This window comes from Streptomyces sp. NPDC008125 (assembly GCF_042957125.1).
GTDB lineage: Bacteria > Actinomycetota > Actinomycetes > Streptomycetales > Streptomycetaceae > Streptomyces.
Genome location: NZ_JBIBHR010000011.1, coordinates 41291 through 66780 on the forward strand (window position 1 = coordinate 41291; position 25490 = coordinate 66780).

Below are 25490 nucleotides of genomic sequence, written 5' to 3' on the forward strand. Positions count from 1 at the left end.
GTCAGGGGTGCGGGGCGTTAAGCGCTTCCGCGCGGAGCGAGCCGGGGAGACCGAACGCGAGGGGGCGGCCACCGGTGGTCACCGGTGGCCGCCCCCTCATGGTGGGTCAGCCGTTCAGCTCGGCCGCCACCAGCTCCGCGATCTGCACCGCGTTCAGGGCCGCGCCCTTGCGCAGGTTGTCGTTGGAGACGAAGAGCGCGAGGCCGTGCTCGACCGTCTCGTCGACCCGGATGCGGCCCACGTACGAGGGGTCCTTGCCGGCCGCCTGGAGCGGGGTCGGGATCTCGGAGAGCTCCACGCCCTCGGCGTCCTTGAGCAGCTCGTAGGCGCGCTCGACGCTGATCGGACGCGCGAACCGGGCGTTGATCTGGAGCGAGTGGCCGGAGAAGACCGGCACGCGCACGCACGTACCGGAGACCTTGAGCTCCGGGATGCCGAGAATCTTGCGGGACTCGTTGCGGAGCTTCTGCTCCTCGTCCGTCTCGTACGAACCGTCGTCCACGATCGAACCGGCCAGCGGCACCACGTTGAAGGCGATCGGGCGCTTGTAGACACCGGGCGCCGGGAAGTCCACGGCTCCGCCGTCGTGGGTCAGCCTGTCCGCCTCGGCGACGACCTTGGAGGCCTGGCCGTGCAGCTCGGAGACGCCGGCGACACCGGAGCCGGAGACCGCCTGGTAAGTGGCGACGGTGAGGGTCTCCAGACCCGCCTCGTCGTGCAGCGGGCGCAGGACGGGCATCGCGGCCATCGTGGTGCAGTTCGGGTTGGCGATGATGCCCTTGGGGCGGTCCAGCGCGGCCTTCGGGTTGACCTCGGAGACGACCAGCGGGACCTCGGGGTCCATGCGCCAGGCGGAGGAGTTGTCGATCACGACGGCGCCCTGCCGGGCGACCTTCTCGGCGAGGGCCCGGGAGGTGGCGCCGCCGGCGGAGAAGATGACGATCTGCAGGCCCGTGTAGTCGGCCGTGGAGGCGTCCTCGACGGTGACCTCGGTGCCCTCGAAGTCGATCGTGGAACCCGCCGAGCGGGCGGAGGCGAACAGCCGCAGCTGGGTGACCGGGAACTCACGCTCGGCCAGGATCTTGCGCAGGACTGTGCCGACCTGACCGGTGGCGCCGACGATACCGACCTTCACGGAAGACTCCTCTGTACGTGTGTGCGGCCCTGGGGGCTCGCCCCGTCGTCCCTGGTGAGCGGGTACGCGGTGCGGCCCTTTGCCGCCCCATGATGCGTACGTCCCTGCCCACCTTGTCCAATCCATTGTCCGGCCTGCGGACTCCGCGGGCCCGGGCCGCAGGTTCTGCCGTCGCGCGGGCCCGCGGAGCGAACATCTTCGGCGCGGCGCCGGGGCCCGGCGGCGGCCGGTGGAAGCGGGACGGGGCGGGTGCCCGTGAGAGCGCCCGCCCCGCCGTTCCGCCCGGCCGGTCGCGAGGACCGGCCGGGCGGAGGTACTACTCGGTGACCTTGTCGATCACCACACTGCCGGTGCCCGCGGCGGTGCCGTGGGCGTTCACGAGCTGGACCTCGCCGAAGAACTGGCGGCCCGCGGGGGCCGCACCGGCGACGATCACCTGGGCGCCGACCTGGGCGGACGCTCCGGCCGCCAGGTTCACCGGCGTCGACTCGTCGACCTTGATCGTGCCGAGCGCCGCGGAGTAGAACACGTCGCGGTAGTCGTACGCGGTGGTACCGGTCGGAACGTCGTAGCCGTCCACCACGACCGTGTAGGTACCGGCGGCCGGGGAGGGGATGCTCACCGACTCCTCGGACCCGGCGGTGGTCGAGGCTCCGACCTGCGTGTCACCGAGGAAGACGTACAGGTCGATGTCCGCGTTGGCGTCCGAGGTGGAGCCGATGGCGACGTCGAGCTTCTCGGCGCCCGCCGGGACGGTGACCTCGAAGGACTGCGCGTCACCCGTCGAGATCGACGGGCGCTCGACCGCGGCCGAACCGAGCGAACCGCCCTTGAGGTGGCCGGTCAGCGCCGCCGCCTCGTTGGTGACGGTCCAGTTCACCGCTGCCGGGGTGCCGATCTTCGCCTCGGCGATGGTCTGCACCGCCGGGTCGAAGGTGGCGCCGAGCAGCGAGACGTCGAGCTTGTACGGGTTGTCCAGGAGCGGCGACGTACGACGGGCCTCGACCTCGATCTCCCAGACGCCGGGCTGCGGGTCCTGGTAGGCACGCGCGTCCGGACGGCAGGTGTTGGTCGGGCTCTCGTAGTTCGGGTAGCAGTAGATCGTGGAGCTGTCCTCGACCGACACCCCGTACGGGTGGATCGAGATGAACCGCGTCTGGCTGCCCGAGCGCAGGGCGCTGAGCGCGACCTCAAGCGTCTTGGCGCCCTCCGGCACGTTCAGGAAGTACGACGTGGTGCTGTTGCGCTGCACCGAGCCGGACGCCGTGAACGCGTTCGTGGGGGCCTTGATGTCGGTGGCGACGACGACGGTGTTCAGGATCTGCTGGTCCACGCCCACGGTCTTGCCGTCGTTCACCTCCAGGATGGCGCTGTGCGCACCGGCAGAGCGCGGCTGTGCCTGGACCTTCACGGTCACCGGCGTGCCGAGCGGCAGCTTGACGGTGCTCGGACCGACCAGCTTGAAGGTGCCGTCGTCGTTCTTCCACGACAGCTTGTGCGCGACGTCGCGGTCGGCACCGGTCGTGCGGGTGACGACCACGTCGTACGTCTTCTTCTGGCCGGCCTTCAGGCCGCCCTCACGGTCGTAGACGCCGGTGCCGAAGCCCGGGTCCTTGAGCGCGAAGTCGATCGCGGTGTCGACCGGGGCCTTGACCGTGTACTCGTTGGCCGTGGCGCCCTCCTTGATGAGCTTCCACGCGTCCACGATGTTGATCAGGCCGGAACCCTGAGCGAGCGCGGGCACGCCCTTGATCAGGGTGGCGGAGCTGGTCAGCGCGGTGCGCAGATCGGCCGGGGGCAGCTCGATGTGCTTCTGCTTCGCGGCGGAGAGCAGCAGCGCGGTGGCGCCGGCGACCTGCGGCGACGACATCGACGTGCCCTGGAGCATCGAGTAGCCGGCCGGCAGGGTGTAACCGGCTTCCTTGACCGGGCTGCCGGGCAGCCAGGTCTGCGTGGTGTTGATGGCCGCGCCGGGGGCGGTGATGATCGGCGCGAAGCCGCCGTCCTCACGCGGGCCGCGCGAGGAGAAGGGCAGCATGTCGTACTTCTTGGTGACCAGGGAGCCGTAGTTGGCCGCCCACGTCTCCTTGGAGATCGACGCGCCCACCGAGATGACGTGGTCGGCGAGGCCGGGGTCACCGATGGTGTTGACACCCGGTCCCTCGTTGCCGGCCGAGATGACCAGCTGGACGCCGTAGGTGTCGATGAGCCGCTTGTACAGCTCGGCGCGCGCGTTGTTGCCGTCGTTGAGCGCCGGCAGACCGCCGATCGACATGTTGACGACGTCGACACCGCGGTTCACGACGAGGTCGATCATGCCCTCGGTGAGGGCGATGTTGGTGCAGCCGCCGCTCCAGGTGCAGGCACGCGAGGAGACGATCTTCGCGCCGGGGGCCGCGCCGTTCATCGCGCCGCCGAACAGGCCGTTGGCCGAGGTGATGCCCGCGACGTGCGTGCCGTGCTCGCCCACGATGACGCCGATGTTGACGTAGTCGGAGGTGGCCCCCGCCGCGTTGTAGACGACGTTCTTGCGTGTCTCGACGACGAACGGGATGCGTTCGGCGACCTCGGTGCGCGGGTCGTCCTTGCCGAAGTAGGAGACCTGGAACTTCTCCTTGTACGGCAGGAGGGCCGTGTCGTCGGAGAAGTCCGCGTTGTTGTTCAGGTCCACCCGGGTCACCCCGGTGACCGGGTCGTACAGCACGCCCCAGGTGTCGGTGGTGTCACCGTCACGGTTGAGGTCGCCCGCCATGTCGCCGCCGAGGGTGGCCGACTCGCGGAACAGGCTGAACTTGTACGACCCTGCGGGCGCCTTGTAGGTGACGCCGCCGAGGGTGAACGACGGGCCGGAGACCGCCTGAGTCATCCGCAGCCAGGTGCCGTCGCCGTCGCTGACCGGGTCGGTCGCGGTCACCCAGTCGACGATCTTGCGCTCACCGGTGGTGGTCTTCTGGAGCGCCGGGTGGGCGAGGTCCACACCGGAGTCCAGGATGCCGATGGTGATGCCCCGGCCGTCCGCCTTCGGGTTCTGCTTCACGAAGTCGACGGCGCCCGTCTCGAAGGACGGGTTGTACGGGTTCTTCGCGGGCGTCTTCTTCGACGGCGCCGCGTACGTGGCGGAGGTCCTGGCCGTCTTCGCGCCGGCGGCACGGTCGGCCGACGGCGTCGGATCGTCCAGCTCGATCTCCTGCTGGAGGTCGATGCCGAGCACCGACGACAGCTTCGAGGCCGAGGCGATGGTGGTCTTCGCCGTCTTCGTGGGCACGGTCGCCCGGACGTAGCCGAGCTTGTCGTACGTGATGCCGGGAACCGAGCCGCTGACCGCGTCGAGCTGGCTCTTGACCTGCTCGGTGGCGCCGGGCTTCGTGGCGACCATCAGCGTGACGTTCTTCTCGCCCTTGGCCTCGGCCTGCGCCAGCACCTGCGCGTCGGACTTGCCGAGCTTGTCGCCCGAATCGCCGGTGGCGGCGGGCTTGACGGTGGTCGCGGCCGGGTCGTCCGCGGCGAAGACCGGCACGGCACCGGTGGCGGCGAGCGCTGCCACCAGACCCGCCGCGGCGGCCACCCGGGCCACGCGTCTTGCCGCCGGTATGGAGCCGGGGGAATCCTTGGTCATCAGCATCCCTGTGATTCGGAAAAAATGAGTCCGGAATTCGGTACCGGATGACCGCTCACCCTTTCGTACTTGACAGGGTTTTGTGGAGAGTTGACGGAGGCGCTTAGACGACATGGCGTAGATCCGCCACGGTTGCTCCTGCGACACCGGGGACAAAAGGTGTCGGACCATGCCATCGCAGCCCCCGGGGTTCCTGCCCCGGTTCCACCCTCCGCTCAGCGGTGCCACCCTCCGCTCAGCGGGGCAACGCCACCACGTACGCGGCGGGTTCCCGGTCCCGCGCCGCGCCCAGCGCCGTCCGCACCACGTCCGCCTGCTCCTCCATCGCCTCGCGCAGCCGCTCCGCCCGGAGCCGCACCACGGTGATCCCGAGCCGCTCCAGATGCTCCCGCCGCACCGCGTGCGCGGCCGGCCCCCGCTCACGTTCCGCCCGGCCGCCGTCGTGTCCGCGGTCCGCGCGGGGGCGCCCGCGCTCCGCCCGGTCGCGCTCCGCCCGGTCGCGCTCCGCCCGGTCGCGCTCCGCCCGGTCGCGCTCCGCCCGGTCGCGCTCCGCCCGGTCGCGCTTCCCGCGCGGGGCGGGCCAGGGCGCGGAGGCGGCGGCGCAGCGGGACGCGTGGGCGGTGTCCAGCTCCACCGCCACCGCCTCCTCGGGCCAGTAGGCGTCCACGCTGCCCAGGTACGGGCCGCCGGGCAGCCGCAGGTCCACGTTCCACACCGGTTCGGGCAGCCGGTGCAGCCGCACCATCGCGTACAGCCGCTCCTCGGCGATGCCGCGGCCCTCCGCGAGCAGCAGTTCCACCGCGCGGGTCACGGCGGGCCGGTCCAGCAGCTTCGCCGCACTCAACTCGGCGACGAGCGGGCCGGGTTCGCAGTGGCCGTCGCGGACCGCCTCGGTCAGCAGCAGGCGCACCGCGACCGGCTCGTCGAGCCCGGCCACCACGTCGGCGACGGCCCGCTCCGCGGCCACCACCGGAAATCCGCCGACCGTCGTCCGCTCCCGGGGGAGGGCCGCGCGCACCACCCGGACGAAGCCCGCCGCCCGCAGCCGCCTGGTGCGCGGCACGAGGACGTCGACCCGGGTGAGCGCCGGTACGGGCGGGGCCGCGGCGAAGCCGTGCAGCGCCAGCGCCGCCACCCCGGTGACGACGGCGTCCGTGGCGGCGGCGCCCGTATCTGCTGAGACGTCCGTACCCGCCGGGAAGCCCGTACCGGCCGCGGGGTCCGCGCCGCGGCGGCCGGTGGCGGGGCGGCCCGCGTACAGCAGCGCCGCGCGCAGCCGCTCCCGCCCGTCGGCCGGTCCGGTGCGCAGCAGGTAGACGCCGGGCAGCAGTCGCTGCCAGGGGCCGCGGGGCGAGCAGCGCTCGGAGACCTGAGCCTGGGTCAGGCCCTGCCGCCGCAGCTGTGCGCCAGTGACCACCCGGAGATCCGCCCCGGGCGTGCGGGGGAGGGCGCGGGGGGAGGACAGAGGGGTGTCGTGGTTCATGCACAGGGGCCTTCCGCCGACGGACCGGCCGCTAACCCCTGTTACAGGCCCGTCGCGATACCAGGACAGCGCGGGCCCCCTGCGTACGGGCCGATGATCGAAATGGCCCGCCCTGCGGGGGTTGCCCGGGGCACGCCCGGGCAACCCCCGCAGGCGTCAGGCTGCCGCGTCGCACTCCTGACCGCGCAGTGCGCGCGCCAGGTCGTCGCGGGCCTCCAGCACCAGGCGGCGCAGCGCGGGTGCGGCGTCCTCGTGCTCCTTCAGCCAGGCGTCGGTGGCCTCCAGGGTGGCCGGGTCGTCCTGGAGTCCCGGGAACAGACCCGAGACCACGTGCATCCCGATCTGGATGGAGCGCTCCTTCCAGACCCGCTCGATCGCCGCGAAGTACTTCCCGGTGTACGGCGCGAGGAGTTCGCGCTGCGAGGGCCGGGCGAATCCGGCGATGGTCGCCTCCACCAGGGCGTTGGAGAGCCGGTCGGACTCCACGACCGCCGCCCACGCCTGGTCCTTGACCGCCGCCGAGGGGCGCGCCGCCAGACACCGCACCTGGTGGCGCTTGCCCGACGCCGTGTCGTCGCGGGCCAGTTCGGCGTCGATCGCCGCCTCGTCGGCCACGCCGTGCGCCGCCAGCGGGAAGAGGAACGCCCAGCGCAGCTCCTGGTCGACGTCGAGTCCGTCGATGGCGGCGGAGCCGTCGAGCAGCTGGCCCAGCAGGTGGAAGTCCTCGTCCGATGAGGCCGTCGAGGCGAAGAACCGGGCCCAGGTCAGCTGGTCCTGGCCGCCCGGCACGGCGAGCCGCAGCTCGCGCAGCGCGCCTTCCGCCAGCAGTCGGCCGCCCTCCTCGCGCCAGGCCGGGGCCGCGTAGTTCGTGAGCGCGGACGCGGCCCAGTTGTGCAGCATCTGGAGCACGCCGATGTCCGTCTCGCGCCCGGCGAAGGCGAGGACCAGGGCGATGAAGTCGCGGGCCGGCATCAGCCCGTCGCGGGTCATGTTCCACAGCGCCGACCAGCAGAGCGCGCGGGCCAGCGGGTCGGCGACGGCGCCGAGGTGGTCGCGCAGGGTGGCGAGCGACCGCTCGTCGAACCGGACCTTGCAGTACGTCAGGTCGTCGTCGTTGACGAGGATCAGCTCGGGCTTCTCGGCCCCGGCCAGCTCGGCGACGACCGTCCGCGCCCCGGCCACGTCCGTCTCGACGCGGGCGTACCGCGCCAGCGTGCCGTTCCCGTCGTGCCGGTACAGGCCCACCGCGATCCGGTGCGGGCGCAGTTCCGGGTGGGAGGCGGCGGCCTCCTGGACGACGGCGAGCTCGGCGATCCGGCCCTCGGAGTCGTACGACACCACCGGGGTCAGGCTGTTGACGCCCGCCGTCTGGAGCCAGGCGCGGGACCAGGCCGTCATGTCGCGGCCGGAGGTGTCGGCGAGCACCGAGAGCAGATCGCCGAGGCGGGTGTTGCCGTAGGCGTGCCGCTTGAAGTAGCGCCGGGCGCCTTCGAGGAACGCGTCCCGCCCGACGTACGCCACGAGCTGCTTCAGGACGGAGGCGCCCTTGGCGTACGTGATGCCGTCGAAGTTCAGCTTGGCGTCCTCCAGGTCGCGGATGTCGGCCGTGACCGGGTGGGTGGAGGGCAGCTGGTCGGCCCGGTAGGCCCACGCCTTGCGGTTGTTGGCGAAGGTGATCCAGCCACTGGTGAAGCGGGTCGCCTCGACCATCGAGAAGGAGCCCATGAAGTCCGCGAAGGACTCCTTCAGCCACAGGTCGTCCCACCAGCCCATGGTGACGAGGTCGCCGAACCACATGTGCGCCATCTCGTGCAGGATGACGTTGGCCCGGCGCTCGTAGGACGCCGTGGTGACCTTGCCGCGGTAGATGTACTCCTCGCGGAAGGTGACCATGCCCGGGTTCTCCATCGCGCCGAGGTTGTACTCCGGCACGAACGCCTGGTCGTACTTCCCGAACGGGTACGGGTAGTCGAAGTGGTCGTGGAAGAAGTCCAGGCCCTGCTTGGTGATGAGGAAGACGTCGTCCGCGTCGAAGTGGCGGGCGAGACCCTTGCGGCACATCGCGCCGAGCGGGATCTCCAGCGTGCTGCCGTCCTCGAAGGTGCGGGAGTAGTGGTCGGTCACGTAGTGGTACGGCCCCGCCACCACGGCCGTGATGTACGTCGAGATCGGCTCGGTCTCGGCGAACCGCCACACCCCGCCCTCGTGGGACTCCTCGGCGCCGTTGCTCCACACCCGCCAGCCCTCGGGGGCCGCCACCTCGAAGCGGTACGGGGCCTTGAGGTCGGGCTGCTCGAAGTTGGCGAAGACCCGGCGGGCGTCGGCCGGCTCGTACTGCGTGTAGAGGTAGACCTCGCCGTCCTCCGGGTCGACGAACCGGTGCATCCCCTCGCCGGTCCTGCTGTACGCGCAACGCGCGTCGACCACCAGGACGTTCTCGCCCTCGGCCAGACCGTCCAACGCCACCCGGACGCCGTCGAAGACGGCCGCCGGGTCGAGCGCGGTGCCGTTCAGGGTCACCGCGTCGACACCCGGGGCGATCAGGTCGGCGAAGGTGGAGGCACCCGCGCGGGCCGAGCGGAAGCGGATCGTGGTCACGGACCGGAAGGTGCGCGGGGCGCCCTCCTCCTCGGCCCCGCCGACGGCGGACCGCAGATCGAGCGCGATCTCGTATCCGTCGACGGTCAGCAGCTCCGCCCGCTCGCGGGCCTCTTCGCGGGACAGGTTCTCACCGGGCACCGGCACTCCTTCGTGGCTCGATATCGAATGTTTTGATCCTCGCATGCCGCTCTGCGGGGAATCTCCGCGGAATCTCCTGACGGTTCGATCCCAGGGGAATCTCCTGGCCGTTCCACGCGTTGTGCCGCGCGGAGACCGACGCTGCCAAGGAGAGACATGTCCGACACCACCACCGCACCCGGCAAGACCCCCGCGGACTTCTGGTTCGACCCGCTCTGCCCGTGGGCGTGGATGACCTCCCGCTGGATGCTGGAGGTCGAGAAGGTCCGCGACGTCGAGGTCCGCTGGCACGTGATGAGCCTGGCCGTCCTCAACGAGGACAAGCTGGACCAGCTGCCCGACGAGTACCGCGACATGCTGGAGAAGAAGGCGTGGGGCCCGGTCCGGGTCGTCGTCGCCGCCCAGCAGCTGCACGGTGACGAGGTCACCGGCCCGCTCTACACCGCGCTCGGCACCCGCTTCCACAACAACGGCGAGGGCCCGACCCGCGAGGCGGTCCTCGGCGCGCTCGCCGACGTGGACCTGCCCGCCTCGCTCGCCGACTTCATGGACGACGCCACCTACGACGCCGAGCTGCGCGCCTCCCACCAGGAGGGCATCGACAAGGTCGGCCAGGAGGTCGGCACCCCGGTCATCGCCGTGCCCGGCGCCGACGGCGAGCAGGTCGCGTTCTTCGGCCCGGTCGTGACCCCCTCCCCGAAGGGCGAGGCCGCGGCGAAGCTCTGGGACGGCACGCTGCTGGTCGCCTCGGTCCCCGGCTTCTACGAGCTCAAGCGGACCCGCACCCAGGGCCCGGTCTTCGACTGATCCGTACCGGCGTACGGGGCACGGGCGGGCGCGGGGCCGGACGGCCCGGCGCCCACCCCGTACTCGTTCGCACACCCGCAACACGCGAACCCTTGTTCCCCCGGTGCGTCCGCCGCATGATCGGCGCATGCCCGCCGACAGACCCCCGCGACCCGCGCCCGCCCTGCCCCGCCGGGTGCGCGTCGGTTACGGCCTGGGTTCCCTCGCCACCGGCACCTTCTCCACCGTGCCCGGTCTCGTCCTGCTCTACTACCTCACCGACGTGCTGGCCGTGCCCGCGGCCGTCGCCGGGGCCGCCGTCTTCCTCCCCAAGGCGTGGGACGTCCTGGTCAACCCGCTGGTCGGCGCGGCCTCCGACCGCAGCCGGCTGCGCGGCGGCCCCCGCCGCCCCTTCCTGCTGATCGGCGCCTGCACCCTGCCGCCGTCCTTCGCGCTGATCTTCGCCGCGCCGGACCTGCGCGGCGGAGCCGCCGCCGGGTACGTCGCCGTGCTCTTCCTGCTCGCCGCGACCGCGTACGCCGTGTTCCAGGTGCCGTACGTGACGATGCCCGCCGAGATGACCGAGGACCCCGCCGAGCGCGGCCGGGTACTGGCCTGGCGGGTGGCGTTCCTCGGCGTCGCCATCCTGCTCTCCGGCGCGCTGGCCCCCGCGATCGCGCACGCGGAGGGCGACACCCCCGCGAGCTACCGGCTGATGGGCGTCGTCGTCGCCGTGCTCCTCGCGGCCGGCATGTTCGGCGCCTGGTTCACCACCCGGTGGGCCCCCACCGCCGCCCGCGGCGAGGCCGAGCCTTCGCTCCGCGCCCAGCTCGCGGCCGCCCGCACCAACCGCCCCTTCCGCCACCTCGCCGGGATGTGGACGCTCCAGGCGCTGGCGATCGGCGTGATGCTCGCGGGCGTCCAGTACTTCGCCACCTACACCCTGGGCTCGGCGTCCGCGGTGACCCCGCTCTTCGCCTGCATGATCGGCCCGCTGGTGCTCTTCATGCCGCTCTGGAACCGGCTCGCCCGCCGCAAGGGCACCCGGTACGCCCAGTGGTGCGCCTCGCTGCTCTACATCGCCGGGGCGCTCGCCCTCGCCTTCACCGGGGCGGCCGGTCCGGTGCTCGGCTACCTCGCGGTGGCCGCGGTCGGCATCGCGTACGCCGGTCTCCAGTTGCTGCCGCTGACCCTGCTGGCCGACACCCTCGCCGCCGACGCGGTCCGCACCGGCAAGCGCAGGACCGCCACCTTCACCGGTCTGTGGACGGCCGCCGAGACCCTCGCCTTCGCCCTGGGCGCGGGGGTGTTCGCGCTGGTCCTCGCGGGGACGGGGTTCCGCTCATCGGACGCCGACCACGAGGTCGCCCAGCCCGCCGCCGCCCTCACCGGCATCGCCGCCGGGATGAGCCTGCTGCCCGCCGTCCTCGCCGCCGCGAGCCTCTGGCTGCTGCACCGCTACCGCGAGGAAGCCCAGCCCACCGCCGTGACCCCTACCGCTACCGCCCCGAAAGCCGCCCCGAAAGCCGCCCCGAACGAGGACCTGACCCGTGCCGACTGACCCCGTACCCGCCCCCGCCGCGACCGGGCGGCCCGCCGCCGAGGTGCTGGCCGAACTCCGTGCCCTGCGCGGCGCCGACGCCCCCACCCGGGGCGGACGCACCTTCGCCTACGTCTACGACGCCGGGCTCGACGGACTCGACGAGCTGACGGCCGAGGCGTACACCGCCTTCGCCACCGTCAACGGCCTCGACCCCACCGTCTTCCCCAGCGTCGCCCGGCTGGAGAACGACCTGGTACGCGCCGCCGTCGACCTCCTCGGCGTCCCCGGCGCCCAGGGCACCTTCACCAGCGGCGGCACCGAGAGCATCCTGCTCGCCGTCAAGACCGCCCGCGACCACGCCCGTGCCGTACGCGGGGTGACGGACCCCCAGCTGGTGCTGCCCTCCACCGCCCACGCGGCCTTCCACAAGGCCGCCCACTACCTGGGCCTGGAACCGGTCGTCGTCCCCGTCGACCCGGTCACCTTCCGGGCCGACGCCGGCGCGATGGCCGCCGCCCTCACCGGCCGCACCGCCCTGGTGGTCGCCTCCACCCCCTCGTACGCCCACGGGGTGATCGACCCGGTCGCGGAGATCGCCGCCGCCGCCTCCGCGCGCGGGGTGCTCTGCCACGTCGACGCCTGCATCGGCGGCTGGCTGCTGCCCCATCTGCGGCGCGCCGGACGGGACATCCCGGCGTTCGACCTGTCGGTGCCCGGTGTCACCTCGCTCTCCGTCGACCTGCACAAGTACGGGTACGCCGACAAGGGCGCCTCCGTGGTGCTCTACCGGGACGCCGGACTCCGCCGCCACCAGTACTTCGCGCACGCCGGCTGGCCCGGCTACCCGGTCGTCAACCCCACCGTGCAGGGCACCAAGTCCGGCGGACTGCTCGCCCAGGCATGGGCGGCCCTCCACCACGTGGGCGAGGACGGCTACACCGCACTCGCCGGCCGGGTCGCCGAGGCGTCCGACCGGCTGCTGGCCGGCCTGCGGGCTCAGCCCGGCCTCCGGGTCCTCGGCGAACCCGCCGCCGGACTGGTGGCGTTCACCGTGCTCGGCCCGGAGGCGGGGGCCGACGAGGGAGCCCCCGACCTCAGCCTGCTGCTCCACCTCGCCGACGAGATGCGGGAGCTCGGCTGGTACCTCCAGCCCCAGCTCTCCTTCGACGGCCTCCCGCCCAACCTGCACCTCACACTCACCCCGGCCACGGTCGGCCAGGTCGACGCCCTCCTCGCCGACCTGGCGAAGGCACTGGTCGCCGCCCGCGCGCTGGAGCCGGTCGCGGTCGACCCCGCGCTCGCCGCGCTCGCCGCCGGCCTGGACCCGGACACGCTCGGGCCGGAGGAGGTCGCCGGGGTGCTCGCCTTCGCCGGTCTCGACGGGGACGCCGGTCTGCCCGGCCGGATGGCCCCGGTGCTGGTGCTGCTGGACGCCCTGCCGGGGCGGCTGAAGGAGCGACTGCTCGCGGAGTTCATCGGCGCGGTGTTCCGGGTCTGACACTCCTGAAGCGGACAGGGGAGAGCCCCCGCGGACCATGTCTCCGCGGGGGCTCTCCGTCCATCCGCCCGCCGGGTGAGGGTTGAGAAGACGATCACGAGGCAGGACGCTTCAGCGGCCGGGTTCGGCGGCCGGGCTCAGGGGGCGAGCAGCAGCACGTTCTCGCGCGCCTTGGCGGCGGCGTACCGCTGGGCCACGTCCTGCCAGTTGACGACCCGCCACATCGCCTCGATGAAGTCGACCTTCTGGTTCTTGTACTGGAGGTAGAAGGCGTGCTCCCAGGCGTCGAAGACGAGGATCGGCACCGATCCCTGGCCGACGTTGCCCTGGTGGTCGTAGACCTGCTCGACGATCAGCCGGCCGCTCAGCGGCTCGTACGCGAGGACGCCCCACCCCGAACCCTGGGTGGTGGCGGCGGCCTTCGTCAGCTGGGACTTGAATCCGGCGAAGGAGCCGAAGGAGACGGTGATCGCGTCCGCGAGGTCGCCGACGCCGTCCGCCGCGAGCGGTTCGCCGCCACCGTCGCCGGTCATGTTGTGCCAGTAGATCGAGTGCAGGACATGGCCGGAGAGGTGGAACGCGAGGTTCTTCTGCAGCCCGTTGACCGCGCCCCAGGCCTCCTTCTCCCGGGCCTCCTCCAGCTGCTCCAGGGTGTCGTTCGCGCCCTTCACGTACGCCGCGTGGTGCTTGTCGTGATGGAGCTCGATGATCTGCGGGTTGATGACCGGTTCCAGCGCCGCGTAGTCGTACGGGAGTTCCGGGAGCGTGTAGGTGGCCATGGTGGGGACCCTTCAGATGCTCAGCAGTTGTTATTGCAACCTATGTGCAAGTGCAGGCTAGCAGGAAGAAGATCGTGCGGGGGAGAGGGCCCGACGGAGGCGTCCGTACGCGAAAGGGCGCGGCGGGGTGCCCGTACGCGAGAAGGAGCGGCGGCCCGGGAATTCCCCGGGCCGCCGCTCCTTCTCGACGTGCGACCGTCAGCGCGCCGCCGCACCCCGCCGCTGCCGGATCAGCCCGACCACGATCAGGACCACCGTCAGCGCACCCGTGGCGAGCAGTTGGTCGCGCGTGTCGGGCTGGCGGAGCATCAGCACGAAGATCCCGGCCATCGCCAGCAGCGCGGCCACCGTCGCCACCGGGAACAGCCACATCCGCACCACCAGCTTCTCCGGCGCCTCGCGCTCGGTGCGCCCGCGCAGGACCAGCTGGGAGAGGGCGACGAAGATCCAGACGACCAGGATCACCGCGCCGATCATGTTGAGCAGCCACGGGAAGACGTCGTCGGGCCGCCAGTAGCTCAGCAGCACGCAGACGAAGCCGAAGAGCGAGGAGGCCAGCACCGCGTTGCGCGGCACCCCGGACGAGATCCGGCCGAGCGCCTTCGGGCCCTGACCGCGCGCCACCAGCGAACCCGCCATCCGGGAGGCGCCGTAGATGTTGGCGTTCATCGCGGAGAGCAGCGCCACCAGGATCACCACATCCATGATCCGGCCGGCCGCCGGGATGCCCAGGTGGTCGAGGGTCGCCACGTACGGGCCCTTCTCCACGACCTTCGGGTCGTCCCACGGCACCAGCACCACGATGACCGCCATCGACCCGACGTAGAAGAGCGCGATCCGCCACATCGCGGTACGGACCGCCTTCGCGACCCCGCGCACCGGGTTCTCCGACTCGGCCGCCGCGATGGTGACCGTCTCCAGCCCGCCGTACGCGAAGACCGAGGCCAGCAGCCCGATGATGAACCCGTTCGCCCCGTGCGGCAGGAAACCGCCGTCACCGGTGAGGTTGGCGGAGCCGGGGGCGTCCACGTCGGGCAGCACCCCGGTGATCGCCAGTACGCCGAGGACCAGGAAGAGCGAGATGGCGCCGACCTTCAGCGCGGCGAACCAGAACTCGAACTCGCCGAAGTTCCGCACCGCCGCGAGGTTGGTGCCCAGGAAGACGGCCATGAAGAGCGCCACCCACATCCACTGCGGGGTGCCCGGCAGCCAGCCCGTCACGATGTCCGCGGCGCCGATGCCCTCCAGCCCGACCGCGACCGAGAGCAGCACCCAGAACGACCAGCCGGCGGTGAATCCGGCCCACGGCCCGAGCGCACGCTCGGCGTGCACCGAGAAGGAGCCGGATGCCGGGTGGGCGGCCGACATCTCGCCGAGCATCCGCATCACGAGCATGACCAGCAGCCCGGAAGCCGCGTAGGCGACGACGATCGAGGGTCCCGCCGAGGCGATGCCCGCGCCCGAGCCGACGAAGAGCCCGGCGCCGATGACCCCGCCGAGCGCGATCATCGACAGATGGCGCTGCCGGAGACCGTTGCCGAGCGAGGAACCGTCCGGGGCGGCTTCCCGCGCGGCGGCCTCCGCGTCGGGCGGTACGGCGGCCGGGGTGGGGGACCCGGTGGGCGCCGGCGGACCGGCGGCGGGGGAGGATGCGGGGGTGCGGGGCATGGACGGGCTCAGTTCGGTCGGCGGACACCGCCCGGGGCGGATCCGTGAGGGCGGTCGGGCCGCTGACCAGTGAGTTTCCTGGCGCGGGGGTGGCGGCCCGGGGGACATCTCCATCTGAGCGGATGAACCACCCATCGGGCATATGTGTCCGCAATGCGGTCACCGGATTCGCACACCGCGCACACCCGGCGGCCCCGCCGGACCGTCGTCGAGCCCGGTCAGCGCCCCGCCGACCCGCTTCGCCGCCCCGCGAACCCGCGTACCCACGCGACCAGGAGCACCAGCGCCGTCGCCCCCGCCGACCACAGCACCTGCCCGCGCGCGGAGTCGTCGGCGAGCATCAGCACGAGCACCGCGAACAGTGCCGCCAGCGTCAGCCAGGTCAGATACGGGAAGCACCACATCCGCAGCACCGGCCCCCGCTCCGGCCCGCGCGCGGCGGCCTCCCGGTCGATGCGGGGGCGCAGCCGCAGCTGGGAGAGGGCGATCAGCGCCCAGACGAACAGCAGCACCGCCCCGACCGAGTTGAGCAGGTACAGGAAGACCGTGTCCGGCCACCGCAGATTGAGGAGTACCGAGACGAAGCCGAAGGCCACCGAGGCGAGCACCGCCCGGCGCGGCACCCCGCCGCCGCGCTCCGTCCGCCCCGACACCTTCAGCAGCCCGCGCGGCGCCTCGCCCCGCTCGGCCAGCGAGAAGATCATCCGCGAGGAGCCGTAGAGGTTCGCGTTGAGCGCGGAGAGCAGCGCCACGAAGATCACGACGTTCATGATCTGCCCGGCGGAAGGCACCCCGATCGAGTCCAGCATCTTCACGTACGGGCTCAGCCCCGCCTGCTGCGCGGTCCACGGCAGCACCGTCACGATGACCAGCATCGAACCGACGTAGAAGAAGAGGATGCGCACCACCGCGCTGCGCACCGCCCGCCCCACCGCGCGCGCCGGATCGTCGGTCTCGGCGGCGGCGATGGTGAGGACCTCCAGGCCGCCGAAGGCGAAGACCACCGTCAGCACCCCGGACACCACCCCGCTCCAGCCGTTCGGCAGGAATCCGCCCCGGCCCGTGAGGTTGGTCAGGCCCACCGGACCGGTGTCCGGCAGCACCCCGAAGACGGCGAGCGTGCCCAGCACCAGGAAGGCGACGATCGCGCAGACCTTCAGCGCGGCGAACCAGAACTCGAACTCGCCGAAGTTCCTCACCGCGGTGAGGTTGGCGGTGGTGAAGACCACCATGAAGAGCAGCACCCACGCCCACGGCTCGACCGCCGGCACCCAGCCGTGCGCGATCTGCCCCGCCGCCGTCGCCTCCACGGCCAGCACCACCACCAGCAGGAACCAGTAGAGCCAGCCCACGCTGAACCCGGCCCAGCGCCCGAGCGCGCGCTCCGCGTGGACGGAGAAGGAGCCCGAGGCGGGCATCGCCGCCGACATCTCCCCGAGCATCCGCATCACCAGCATCGCCAGGGCGCCCGCGATCAGGTAGGACACGATGATGGCCGGTCCCGCGACGGCGATCCCGGCGCCCGAACCGACGAACAGCCCCGCCCCGATCACCCCGCCGAGGCCGAGCATCGTCAGATGCCGTTGCTCGAGTCCGTGGGAGAGGGGCCCGGCGGGGGCGGGGGGTGGTGCGTCGCGCATGGGGGGTGAGGCCGCTCTGAGTCGATTTAGTGGGGAACCTACAGCGTCTCACGGAGCGAGACGCTGCCGGAAAACGTGTCTGTGCTGGACGTGCGGGAGTGATGAGGCTCACGCCGAGGCGCGGTTACCCTGGCGCCTTTGTGCGAACCTCACCACGTCATGGCCCGGCCCTTTGTGGGCGACACACGGTGATCAACGGCAGGCCCTTCGGCTAACGTCACCCGCAGGCTCGCCTTTTCGGCTCCAGCCCTCCCGTCCGTCCCGCCCACCCTCACCCGCGGAGTCCCGATGAGCACTGCTGCCGCCCCCGTCCGTACCGGAGTGGTCCTCGCCGACCTGCTGCCCGCGGTCCGGCACCGCGCCGCCGTCGACACGGCCCTCGTCATGGGCGGCGCGGCCCTCACCGGTCTCGCCGCGCAGATATCGGTCCCGATCCCCGGCTCCCCGGTCCCCGTCACCGGCCAGACCTTCGCCGCGCTCCTCATCGGCACCGCGCTGGGCGCCCGCCGCGGCTTCCTCTCGCTGGCGCTGTACGCGATCGTCGGCATGGCCGGTGTGCCGTGGTTCTCCGGCGGCACCTCCGGTGCGGGCGGCGCCACCTTCGGCTACGTCCTCGGCATGCTGCTCGCCGCCACCGTCGTCGGCGCCCTCGCCCGCCGGGGCGGGGACCGCTCCGTGCTGCGTACTGCAGGCACCATGGTGGTCGGCTCCGCCGTCACCTACGCCGTCGGCGTCCCGTACCTCGCCCTCTCCACCGGCATGTCGGCGAGCGCGGCCGTCGCGGCCGGTCTGACGCCCTTCCTCATCGGCGACGCCGTGAAGGCTCTGCTGGCGATGGGCGCGCTGCCCGCCTCCTGGAAGCTCCTCGGCCGCCGCGCCTGAGCCCTTCCCGTACGACCCCGAAAGGCCCGCCGGACGCGTTCCGGCGGGCCTTCCGCGCTGTCCGCGTACGGGCGTCAGTCCCGCACCGGCGCCCGGCGTCCGCGCCGGTCCCGTACCAGCGACACCGCGACCACCGCAGCCGCGACCAGCAGGGAGAGCAGCACCTGCTCGCGGCCCGCGTCGTCGGTCAGCATGTAGACCAGGACGAAAGAGATCATCGCGATCGTCGCCCAGGTCAGATACGGGAAGAGCCACATCCGCACGACCGGCTTCCCGGGCGACTCGCGCTCGATCATGGGGCGCATCCGCAGCTGGGTGAAGCAGATGACGAGCCAGACGAAGAGCGCCACCGCTCCCGAGGAGTTCAGCAGGAAGGCGAAGACGGTGTCCGGCCACCGGTAGTTGAAGAAGACCGCCACGAAGCCGAAGACCACCGAGGAGAGGATCGCCACCTGCGGGACGCCCCGCTTGTTCACCCGGGTGAAGGCGCGGGGCGCGTCGCCACGACCGCCGAGCGAGTAGGCCATCCGGGAGGCCGTGTAGAGGCCGGAGTTGAGGCAGGACAGCACGGCCGTCAGCACGATGACGTCCATCACCTGCCCGGCGTGCGGGATGCCGATGGAGTCGAGCGCGGCGACGTAACTGCCCTTGTCCACGATCGACGGGTCGTTCCACGGCAGCAGCGTCAGCACCACGAAGATCGAGCCCAGGTAGAAGACGGCGATCCGCCAGATGACGCTGTTGGTCGCCTTCGAGACGGCGCGCCGGGGGTCCGAGGACTCACCGGCGGCGAGCGTGACGATCTCGCTGCCCATGAAGGAGAAGACCACCATCAGCACCCCGGTCAGGATCGCCCCCGGCCCCTTCGGCAGGAAGCCGCCGCTGTCGGTGAGATGGGCGAACCCGGAACCCGGGTTGTCGGAACCGGGCAGTACCCCGAAGACCGCGAGCAGCCCGACGATCACGAAGGCGCCGATGGCGACGACCTTGATCCCGGCGAACCAGAACTCGAACTCGCCGTAACTGCCGACCGAGATCAGGTTCGTGGCGGTCAGCACGGACATCACGATCAGCGCCCACCCCCACTGCGGTACGGTCGGCACCCAGCTCTCCAGGATCGCGGCGCCCGCCGTGGCCTCCACGGCGAGCACGACCACCCAGAAGAACCAGTACAGCCAGCCGATGGAGAACCCCGCCCAGCGCCCGAGCGCCTGGTCGGCGTAGGCGGAGAAGGAACCCGAGCTGGGCCGCGCGGCCGCCATCTCGCCGAGCATCCGCATCACCAGCACCACCATCGTGCCGACCAGGGCGTACGAGACAAGGATCGCGGGACCGGCCGCGGCGATGCCCGCGCCGGAACCCACGAAGAGGCCCGCGCCGATCACCCCGCCGATGGCGATCATCGAGAGGTGCCGGTTCTTGAGCCCGGCCTTCAGCTCGCCGCCCGGTCCGCCCGCGCCACCGCTGCCGCCCGGTCCGCCCGCATCTCTGGTCCCGGCGGCTCCGCCTTCCGGCTCGCCGCCCGGCTCCGTCACCGTCGTCCCCGAGGTCATGGATGACTCCTCACGTGGTCCGGGCGGACCGCGAGGAACCGCCCCTGCCTCCGCGGCGGTTCCGGTGACGATCCGGCCGCCACCCCGCGAAGGGCTCCGACCCCGCTGACGGCTACCCTGCCGCGTCCGTGCCACACTTTCCGGCATGCGCGTGTACCTCGGATCGGACCATGCCGGCTACGAACTCAAGAACCACCTCGTCGAGTGGCTGACGGCCCACGGCCACGAGGCCGTGGACTGTGGACCCCACATCTATGACGCCCAGGACGACTACCCGCCGTTCTGCCTCCGCGCCGCCGAGAAGACGGCCGCGGACCCGGACAGCCTCGGCATCGTGATCGGCGGCTCCGGCAACGGCGAGCAGATCGCCGCCAACAAGGTCAAGGGCGTCCGTGCGGCGCTGGCCTGGAGCGAGCAGACCGCCGCCCTCGGTCGCGAGCACAACGACGCCAACGTGGTGGCCATCGGCGGCCGGATGCACTCCCAGGAGGAGTCCACCAAGTTCGTCGAGATCTTCCTGAACACGCCGTACTCGAACGAGGAGCGCCACACCCGGCGCATCGAGATGCTCGCGGCGTACGAGGACACCGGCGCGCTCCCGCCGATCCCCGCCCACCACCCGCAGCAGGGCTGACTCCCCGGGCCGCACCCGCCCGACCACCCACCGTGCCGCCAGGCCGCCAAGCCCTGGCGGCACGTCCGTTTCCGCCGCCTCCCGCGCGCCGCCCGTCCTGCGCGTCCGCCTTCCGCGCGCCGCCCGTCCTGCGCGTCCGTTTTCCGCGCCGCCCGTCCTGCGCGTCCGTTTTCCGTGCCCGTTTCCGCCCGTCAGGAGAAGCCGCCCGTGCCCGAGGGACACACCATCCACCGCCTCGCCGCCGACCACCGCGAGCGGTTCGCCGGGCGGCCCGTGCGCGTCAGCAGCCCGCAGGGCAAGTTCGCCGCCGGCGCCGCGCTCCTCGACGGCCAGGTGCTCGACGACGTCGACGCCCACGGCAAGCACCTCTTCCTCGGCTTCGGCGCCACCGGCTGGGTCCACATCCACCTCGGCCTCTTCGGGAAGCTCGGCTTCGGTACGGCCCCGGCCCCGCCGCCCTCCGGCACGGTCCGTCTCCGGCTGCTGGGCGAGGACCAGTACGCCGATCTGCGCGGCCCCACCACCTGCGCCCTGGTGACCGAGCCCGAGAAGCTGGCGATACACGAGCGCCTCGGCCCGGACCCGCTGCGCACCGACGAGGACGGCACCCGCGCCTGGCAGCGGATCTCCCGCAGCCGGATCACCGTCGCCGCCCTGTTGATGGACCAGAAGGTGGTCTCCGGCGTCGGCAACGTCTACCGCGCCGAGGTCCTCTTCCGCCACGGCATCGACCCGTACCGCCCCGGCAAGGACCTCACCCGCGCCGAGTGGGACACGATCTGGGCCGACCTCGTCCTGCTGATGCGCGAGGGCGTACGGAACAACCGGATCGACACCGTCCGTCCCGAGCACCTGCCCGAGGCGATGGGCCGCCCGCCCCGCGTCGACGACCACGGTGGCGAGGTCTACGTCTACCGGCGCGACCGGCGCCCCTGCCACATCTGCGGCACCGACGTCCGCACCGCCGAACTGGCGGCCCGCAACCTCTTCTGGTGCCCCACCTGCCAGCAGCGCTGACGCGCCGAACCAGCCCGGTGCCGGGCGTACGCCGGGGGCGCCGCGTACCCCGGTGCGCGCGCTTCCACCCCACCGAAAGCATGTTCCCGGAAGGCCGCACCGGGCGCCCGTCCCGGAGGCTCCGGCCCGCCCGGTTCCGGGGGCGTACGCCATGCCTACCAGCCTCTCCACCGGCGGGGCGACGCCATCTCGTACCGCCGCCGACCGGGGTCCCCCTGCACGGGGAGCCGTTCGGTCGATAAGGTCCCGACAATGGCCTCTCGTGACGGACTGAACGCGCACGTGGCCCGGTGGCGGCGAACGGCCCACCGGGCCCGCATCGCGCTGCGCCGGTCCGGGGTCGACTACTTCCGCGGTGACGGGTCCGACTGGATAGCCTTCGCGGGCCTGCTGCTGACGATCCCGGCCCTCACGGTGGCCACGGTGTGGAACCCGGAATGGTTCTCGCCCACCGCCCTGGTCCTGCCGATCGTCGCCGGCGGCCTGCTGCTCCGCCCCTCCAGCCTGCTCACCCTGTACGCGGTGGCGGCGGGCGCGTTGATCGTCGAGTCCTTCACCCTCGGCACCTCCCCGGCGGACGTCACCGTCACCCCCGGCAACGTGCTCGTGGTCGGCGCCTGCGGCTTCTTCGGGCTGGTGCTCGCCCAGTTCCGGGCCCGGGTCGGAGTGCCCTGGCGGCGCGGCGGCACCATGCTCTTCGACCTGCGCGAACGCATCCGGGTCCAGAGCGCGCTGCCCCGGCTGCCGAAGGGCTGGCACTGCGAGATGTCGCTGCGCCCCGCCGGCGGCCAGTCCTTCTCGGGCGACTTCGTCGTCGCGGCGCGTACCCACGGCGGAAGCACGCTGGAGGTCGTCCTCACCGACGTCTCGGGCAAGGGCATGGACGCCGGCTCCCGCGCCCTGCTGCTCTCCGGCGCCTTCGGCGGCCTCCTCGGCTCGCTGCCCCCGCACGGGTTCCTGCCCGCCGCCAACGGCTACCTGCTCCGCCAGGACTGGGACGAGGGGTTCGCCACCTCGATCCATCTGGTGCTGGACCTGGAGTCCGGCGACTACGAGATCCTCTCGGCGGGCCACCCGCCCGCCCTCCAGCTCAACGCCGCGACCGGACAGTGGGAGGAGAAGGCCGCCGAGGGCCCGCTGCTCGGTGTCTACGACGGAGCGGATTTCGACGCGGTCAAGGGCTCCCTGGCCTCGGGCGACGTGCTGATGCTCTTCACCGACGGCTTGGTCGAGGCGTCGGACCGGGACATCGCCGACGGCATCGACCGGCTGACCGGCGAGGCCGACCGGTACGTCACGACCGGCTTCGAGGGCGCGGCCTGGCATCTGATCGAGGCGTGCGCGAAGGACGTCAACGACGACCGCGCCCTGCTGCTGCTCTCACGCCGGGGCTGAGGCTCGCCCGCCGCGGAAGAGCAGCAGTACCAGGGCGAGCAGGGCGGCGGCCGGAATGGCGCCTCCCACGGCCATGAGCGTGTCGGCATGCCCGATGAGCCCGATCCTTCCAACAGGTCGACAAGTCGAGACAGAAGGTAAAGAAGAAGTCAAAATAATCTCCTGTGCCGGCGTCGCCGCTCGCGCCTCGGCGCGAGCGGCGCCCACGAGCGGACGGGCCTCCGACCGGGCCGGAAGCCGTCCGGACGGGGATGCGGAGGTGAGGGCCGGGCCTGGCTGCCGTACCGCCCCGGGAGGGGAGGGCCCGGGGGTACGGGGGCGGCCGACCGGGACATGGGCCCAGGTGCGGCGACGTGCGGGTCTCCATGTCGATCAATCGCCTCCGGACCGAATGAATTCGGCCAACCCTGGCCCGAACGTGGACCCGGCCGGCAGCACCGGGGCCCGGGCGGTCCACAGCTCCCGCCGCCCGCGAACGACGAAGACCGGCGCCGCCCGCCCGGAGGGGCGGTGGCACCGGTCTTCACCCTTCGGGGGGACGGCCCGACCGGATCAGCGGGTGGCGGGGCTCCGGCGGAAGGCCCAGCCCATGTCCGGCTCGGTCGCGAACCGCATCACCCTGCGCACCGGCGGGGTGCACAGCAGCGTGACGGCCGCAGCCGCGAGGACGGAGACGACGACCAGCCCCGCGGGGCCGGAGAGCCACGCATTCTCGTCGATCAGCCCCGCGTACTCGGCACCCCTGATCAGGAAGCCGTGCAGGAGGTAACCGCAGATGGTCCCGGCGCCCAGCGCCGTGAACCAGGTCGTCCGGGAAGGCACCCAGGACAGGAAGCCGACGGTGAGCAGCAGGGCGCAGCCGAACATCAGCAGGGTCATCATCACCCCGGACCACCAGGGCGCGCCCAGTTCCTGGGCGCTGTCGCTGCGGTAGAACCAGCCGAGCCGCATGTGCGGGGCCACTGCGTACGCGAACACCAGCGCCCCGGCGAACAGCGGCAGCGAGAGCAGCCGCACCCGGCGCCGGCGCACCCACACGAAGTGCTCGGGGCGGGCCATGACGCCCAGGACGAAGAACGGCAGGAACTGCAGGACGCGCTGGAGGTCCAGATCGTCCCCGATGCCGGGGCAGACCGAGGCGAGCGCGGCCATGGCGAGGGCGACCGGGAGCGGGTGGCGGAGCGTCCGCCAGAGCGGGGTGGTCAGCCGCCAGATCAGCAGGGCGGCCAGGAACCAGGTGAGGAAGAGCGGGTCCAGCAGGGTGATGGGAGCGTGCGGCTCTCCGCCCGCGTACCGCCTGAACAGCGAGTAGGCCGTCTCGAAGACCACATAGGGGACCGCGACCCCGGTGACGAGCCGCTTCATCCGGGCCGGGCTCGCGTCGAACGACCGGGAGAAGTAGCCGGACACGAGGATGAACGCGGGCATGTGGAACGTATAGATGACCATGTACAGCGCATGGGCCGCCCGGCTGCCGCCCATCACCGGTTCCCAGGAGTGCGCCACGGCGACGAGCACGATGGCCAGATACTTCGCGTTGTCGAAGTAGGGATCGCGCTTCTTGGCCGCCGGACCGGCCCCGCGGGAGGACGGCGAGGACGCCGGGGGAACTCCGGGCGTCGTCGCCGGGGGAGCTTCGGTCGCGGTCGCCGCGGATCTCCTGCCGGGCTCCGGGTCCAGGGTCGCCGGCGGGAGCGCGGTCCTCTGTGTGCGGCTCGGAGCAGGAAGCATTCGAAAAACCTAAGCCTGTCTTTCGCTTTTCGTGAAGCGCGTCGGAAGCCTCGCGTCTGCCCGCCAATTCGATGCCGAAACAGCTGAGTTATGTCCGCTATGCCGGTCAAATGACCGACTAAACAGGACAAAACGCACCGGGATGGAGGGGCGTGAATTACGGCACTCTTCCCGGCTCCCTCCCCGCCGTCGCCGCGCCGTCCGCCGGCTCGGTGACATGCGCGTGGCCCGTGGGGAGAAAGTGAATTCTTGCCGGCGGCGCGAGAGCCTGTTTCCCCGGCCGGGCGTGGCGGGCCGGGGCCGCCGTGCGCCGCTCCCGCGCGGCCGGGGGCGCGGACGCCGCCCCTCGGGGCACCCGGACGCCGCCGCGTGCGCGGGTGGCGTGAATGGCGAGAATCAGCCAGGTCACTCCGTCACCCGGCGGCGCCGCCGCGGGAGTTGATGGCACGATGGAGTGAACGGAGGGCGTGCGACGGAGCACGCCCCCGGGCCGGCAAGGCGGACCGACCGAGGGTGTGAGCAGTCGTGGCCATTTCACTGTCTGTGGTGCTGATGTTGGCGATCATCCTGGTGGTGCTGATCCGCGGCGGATCCATCAAGGCCGGGCCTGCGATCGTCGCGATCCTCTTCGGGTTCTTCCTGGCGTCGACGGGCATGGCGCCCGCCATCAACAGGTTCATGAACTCCATAGCCGACACGATCAACCAGATCAGCTTCTGAGCCGCGAGCGCTCCACCGCTCGCCCCGCGCTCGAAGACCGCCGCGCCGCCGACCGCCGTCCCCACGGCCGGCGGCGCGGCGCGAGCGCGCTCGGGGTGGCCGCGTCCGCGAGCCGCCCCCCCCGGGTACGCCGAAGGCCCGGTGCGACGTCCGTGGAATCACGGGACGCGGCATCGGGCCTTCGTCATGGAGCGGGCGACGGGAATCGAACCCGCGTAGCTAGTTTGGAAGACTAGGGCTCTACCATTGAGCTACGCCCGCATAGCCGCACCGGCGCCGTGAACGGCCCCGGGTACGAAGAGCATCGTAGCGGGTCGGAGCCCGTGCCCGCACACCCGTATCCGGGGGCGCACCGGGACGGAGCCGGCCGGACCGTGCCGCGCGCCCCGCCTCCTGACGGAGGCCGGGACGGGCCGTCCGCCGCTGGGCCGCCGGAAAGCGGCGGATGGGCGCCCTTTCTGCATGTACCCTCTGTGTCGCACCGACGGGGTGTGGCGCAGCTTGGTAGCGCGTCCGCTTTGGGAGCGGAAGGTCGTCGGTTCGAATCCGGCCACCCCGACCACCAGGAAGATCGCATTGGGGGAGTCCTCCCCCTTGCCGTTACTATGCAAATTGCGTGCCCGTGTGTCTGATGAGCCGGGCCGATCCGCGAAGCCGCCGACAGGCGGCGG

Annotated in this window: 17 protein-coding genes and 2 tRNA genes; 9 read left to right on the forward strand and 10 right to left on the reverse strand. The window is 72.1% G+C overall.

Going from position 1 to position 25490, the window contains the following annotated elements; translation table 11 throughout:
* Window positions 1-106: 106 nt before the first annotated feature.
* The 4 genes from ACFZAX_RS19750 to pepN form a co-directional block, all read right to left on the reverse strand.
* Window positions 107-1135 carry an aspartate-semialdehyde dehydrogenase gene (locus ACFZAX_RS19750; RefSeq protein WP_390963078.1) on the reverse strand — a complete coding sequence of 343 codons (1029 nt, stop codon included), beginning with the start codon at window positions 1133-1135 and terminating at the stop codon, window positions 107-109.
* 316 nt (window positions 1136-1451) lie between these two features.
* On the reverse strand, window positions 1452-4757 hold the full coding sequence (locus ACFZAX_RS19755) for a S8 family serine peptidase (RefSeq protein ID WP_390963080.1): 3306 nt from the start codon (window positions 4755-4757) through the stop codon (window positions 1452-1454).
* A 229-nt stretch (window positions 4758-4986) separates the two neighbouring features.
* The gene (locus ACFZAX_RS19760) at window positions 4987-6234 is read right to left on the reverse strand and encodes a hypothetical protein (protein ID WP_390963081.1); all 1248 of its coding nucleotides are present in this window, start codon (window positions 6232-6234) and stop codon (window positions 4987-4989) included.
* 156 nt (window positions 6235-6390) lie between these two features.
* Entirely contained in the window at window positions 6391-8973 is a 2583-nt protein-coding gene (gene pepN, locus ACFZAX_RS19765) for an aminopeptidase N (protein WP_390963083.1), read from the reverse strand.
* A gap of 156 nt (window positions 8974-9129) precedes the next feature.
* Here pepN and ACFZAX_RS19770 point away from each other — a divergent pair, with 156 nt between their 5' ends.
* The 3 genes from ACFZAX_RS19770 (at window position 9130) to ACFZAX_RS19780 (ending at window position 12800) form a co-directional block, all read left to right on the forward strand.
* On the forward strand, window positions 9130-9780 hold the full coding sequence (locus ACFZAX_RS19770; RefSeq protein WP_390963084.1) for a DsbA family protein: 651 nt from the start codon (window positions 9130-9132) through the stop codon (window positions 9778-9780).
* 127 nt (window positions 9781-9907) lie between these two features.
* A complete protein-coding gene (locus ACFZAX_RS19775; RefSeq protein ID WP_390963086.1) occupies window positions 9908-11320 on the forward strand; it encodes an MFS transporter in 1413 nt (470 codons plus the stop codon).
* Window positions 11310-12800 carry an aminotransferase class V-fold PLP-dependent enzyme gene (locus ACFZAX_RS19780; protein ID WP_390963088.1) on the forward strand — a complete coding sequence of 497 codons (1491 nt, stop codon included), beginning with the start codon at window positions 11310-11312 and terminating at the stop codon, window positions 12798-12800. The genes ACFZAX_RS19775 and ACFZAX_RS19780 overlap by 11 nt, the downstream gene beginning before the upstream one ends.
* Before the next feature lie 137 nt (window positions 12801-12937).
* Here the strand turns inward: ACFZAX_RS19780 and ACFZAX_RS19785 are convergent, their stop codons facing one another.
* The 3 genes from ACFZAX_RS19785 to ACFZAX_RS19795 all read right to left on the reverse strand — a co-directional run bounded on the left by ACFZAX_RS19785 (window position 12938) and on the right by ACFZAX_RS19795 (window position 16887).
* Window positions 12938-13579: a Fe-Mn family superoxide dismutase gene (locus ACFZAX_RS19785; protein WP_390963089.1), complete on the reverse strand. Its 642-nt coding sequence runs from the start codon at window positions 13577-13579 to the stop codon at window positions 12938-12940.
* 198 nt (window positions 13580-13777) lie between these two features.
* Window positions 13778-15247, reverse strand: a complete 1470-nt coding sequence (locus ACFZAX_RS19790; RefSeq protein WP_390963090.1) for an amino acid permease — start codon at window positions 15245-15247, stop codon at window positions 13778-13780.
* A gap of 218 nt (window positions 15248-15465) precedes the next feature.
* Entirely contained in the window at window positions 15466-16887 is a 1422-nt protein-coding gene (locus ACFZAX_RS19795) for an amino acid permease (protein ID WP_390963091.1), read from the reverse strand.
* A gap of 288 nt (window positions 16888-17175) precedes the next feature.
* Here ACFZAX_RS19795 and ACFZAX_RS19800 point away from each other — a divergent pair, with 288 nt between their 5' ends.
* Window positions 17176-17769, forward strand: a complete 594-nt coding sequence (locus ACFZAX_RS19800) for a biotin transporter BioY (protein ID WP_390963092.1) — start codon at window positions 17176-17178, stop codon at window positions 17767-17769.
* A 74-nt stretch (window positions 17770-17843) separates the two neighbouring features.
* Here the strand turns inward: ACFZAX_RS19800 and ACFZAX_RS19805 are convergent, their stop codons facing one another.
* Window positions 17844-19322 carry an amino acid permease gene (locus ACFZAX_RS19805; RefSeq protein ID WP_390963093.1) on the reverse strand — a complete coding sequence of 493 codons (1479 nt, stop codon included), beginning with the start codon at window positions 19320-19322 and terminating at the stop codon, window positions 17844-17846.
* A gap of 145 nt (window positions 19323-19467) precedes the next feature.
* On the opposite strand from ACFZAX_RS19805, the gene ACFZAX_RS19810 reads away from it, so the two are divergent.
* The 3 genes from ACFZAX_RS19810 to ACFZAX_RS19820 all read left to right on the forward strand — a co-directional run bounded on the left by ACFZAX_RS19810 (window position 19468) and on the right by ACFZAX_RS19820 (window position 22368).
* Entirely contained in the window at window positions 19468-19956 is a 489-nt protein-coding gene (locus ACFZAX_RS19810) for a ribose-5-phosphate isomerase (RefSeq protein WP_390963095.1), read from the forward strand.
* Between the two features lie 207 nt (window positions 19957-20163).
* Window positions 20164-20973 carry a DNA-formamidopyrimidine glycosylase family protein gene (locus ACFZAX_RS19815; protein ID WP_390963096.1) on the forward strand — a complete coding sequence of 270 codons (810 nt, stop codon included), beginning with the start codon at window positions 20164-20166 and terminating at the stop codon, window positions 20971-20973.
* Between the two features lie 252 nt (window positions 20974-21225).
* Window positions 21226-22368 (forward strand): SpoIIE family protein phosphatase, encoded by a 1143-nt coding sequence (locus ACFZAX_RS19820; protein WP_390963097.1) that lies wholly within the window; start codon window positions 21226-21228, stop codon window positions 22366-22368.
* Window positions 22369-22920: 552 nt separating this feature from the next.
* On the opposite strand, the gene ACFZAX_RS19825 is transcribed toward ACFZAX_RS19820, so the two are convergent.
* Entirely contained in the window at window positions 22921-24099 is a 1179-nt protein-coding gene (locus ACFZAX_RS19825; protein WP_390963098.1) for an acyltransferase family protein, read from the reverse strand.
* A 525-nt stretch (window positions 24100-24624) separates the two neighbouring features.
* On the opposite strand from ACFZAX_RS19825, the gene ACFZAX_RS19830 reads away from it, so the two are divergent.
* Window positions 24625-24819 (forward strand): hypothetical protein, encoded by a 195-nt coding sequence (locus tag ACFZAX_RS19830; RefSeq protein WP_327175820.1) that lies wholly within the window; start codon window positions 24625-24627, stop codon window positions 24817-24819.
* Window positions 24820-25006: 187 nt separating this feature from the next.
* On the opposite strand, the gene ACFZAX_RS19835 is transcribed toward ACFZAX_RS19830, so the two are convergent.
* Window positions 25007-25080: transfer RNA gene (locus tag ACFZAX_RS19835), tRNA-Gly, on the reverse strand.
* Window positions 25081-25304: 224 nt separating this feature from the next.
* Here ACFZAX_RS19835 and ACFZAX_RS19840 point away from each other — a divergent pair.
* Window positions 25305-25381: transfer RNA gene (locus ACFZAX_RS19840), tRNA-Pro, on the forward strand.
* The last annotated feature ends 109 nt before the right edge of the window (window positions 25382-25490 follow it).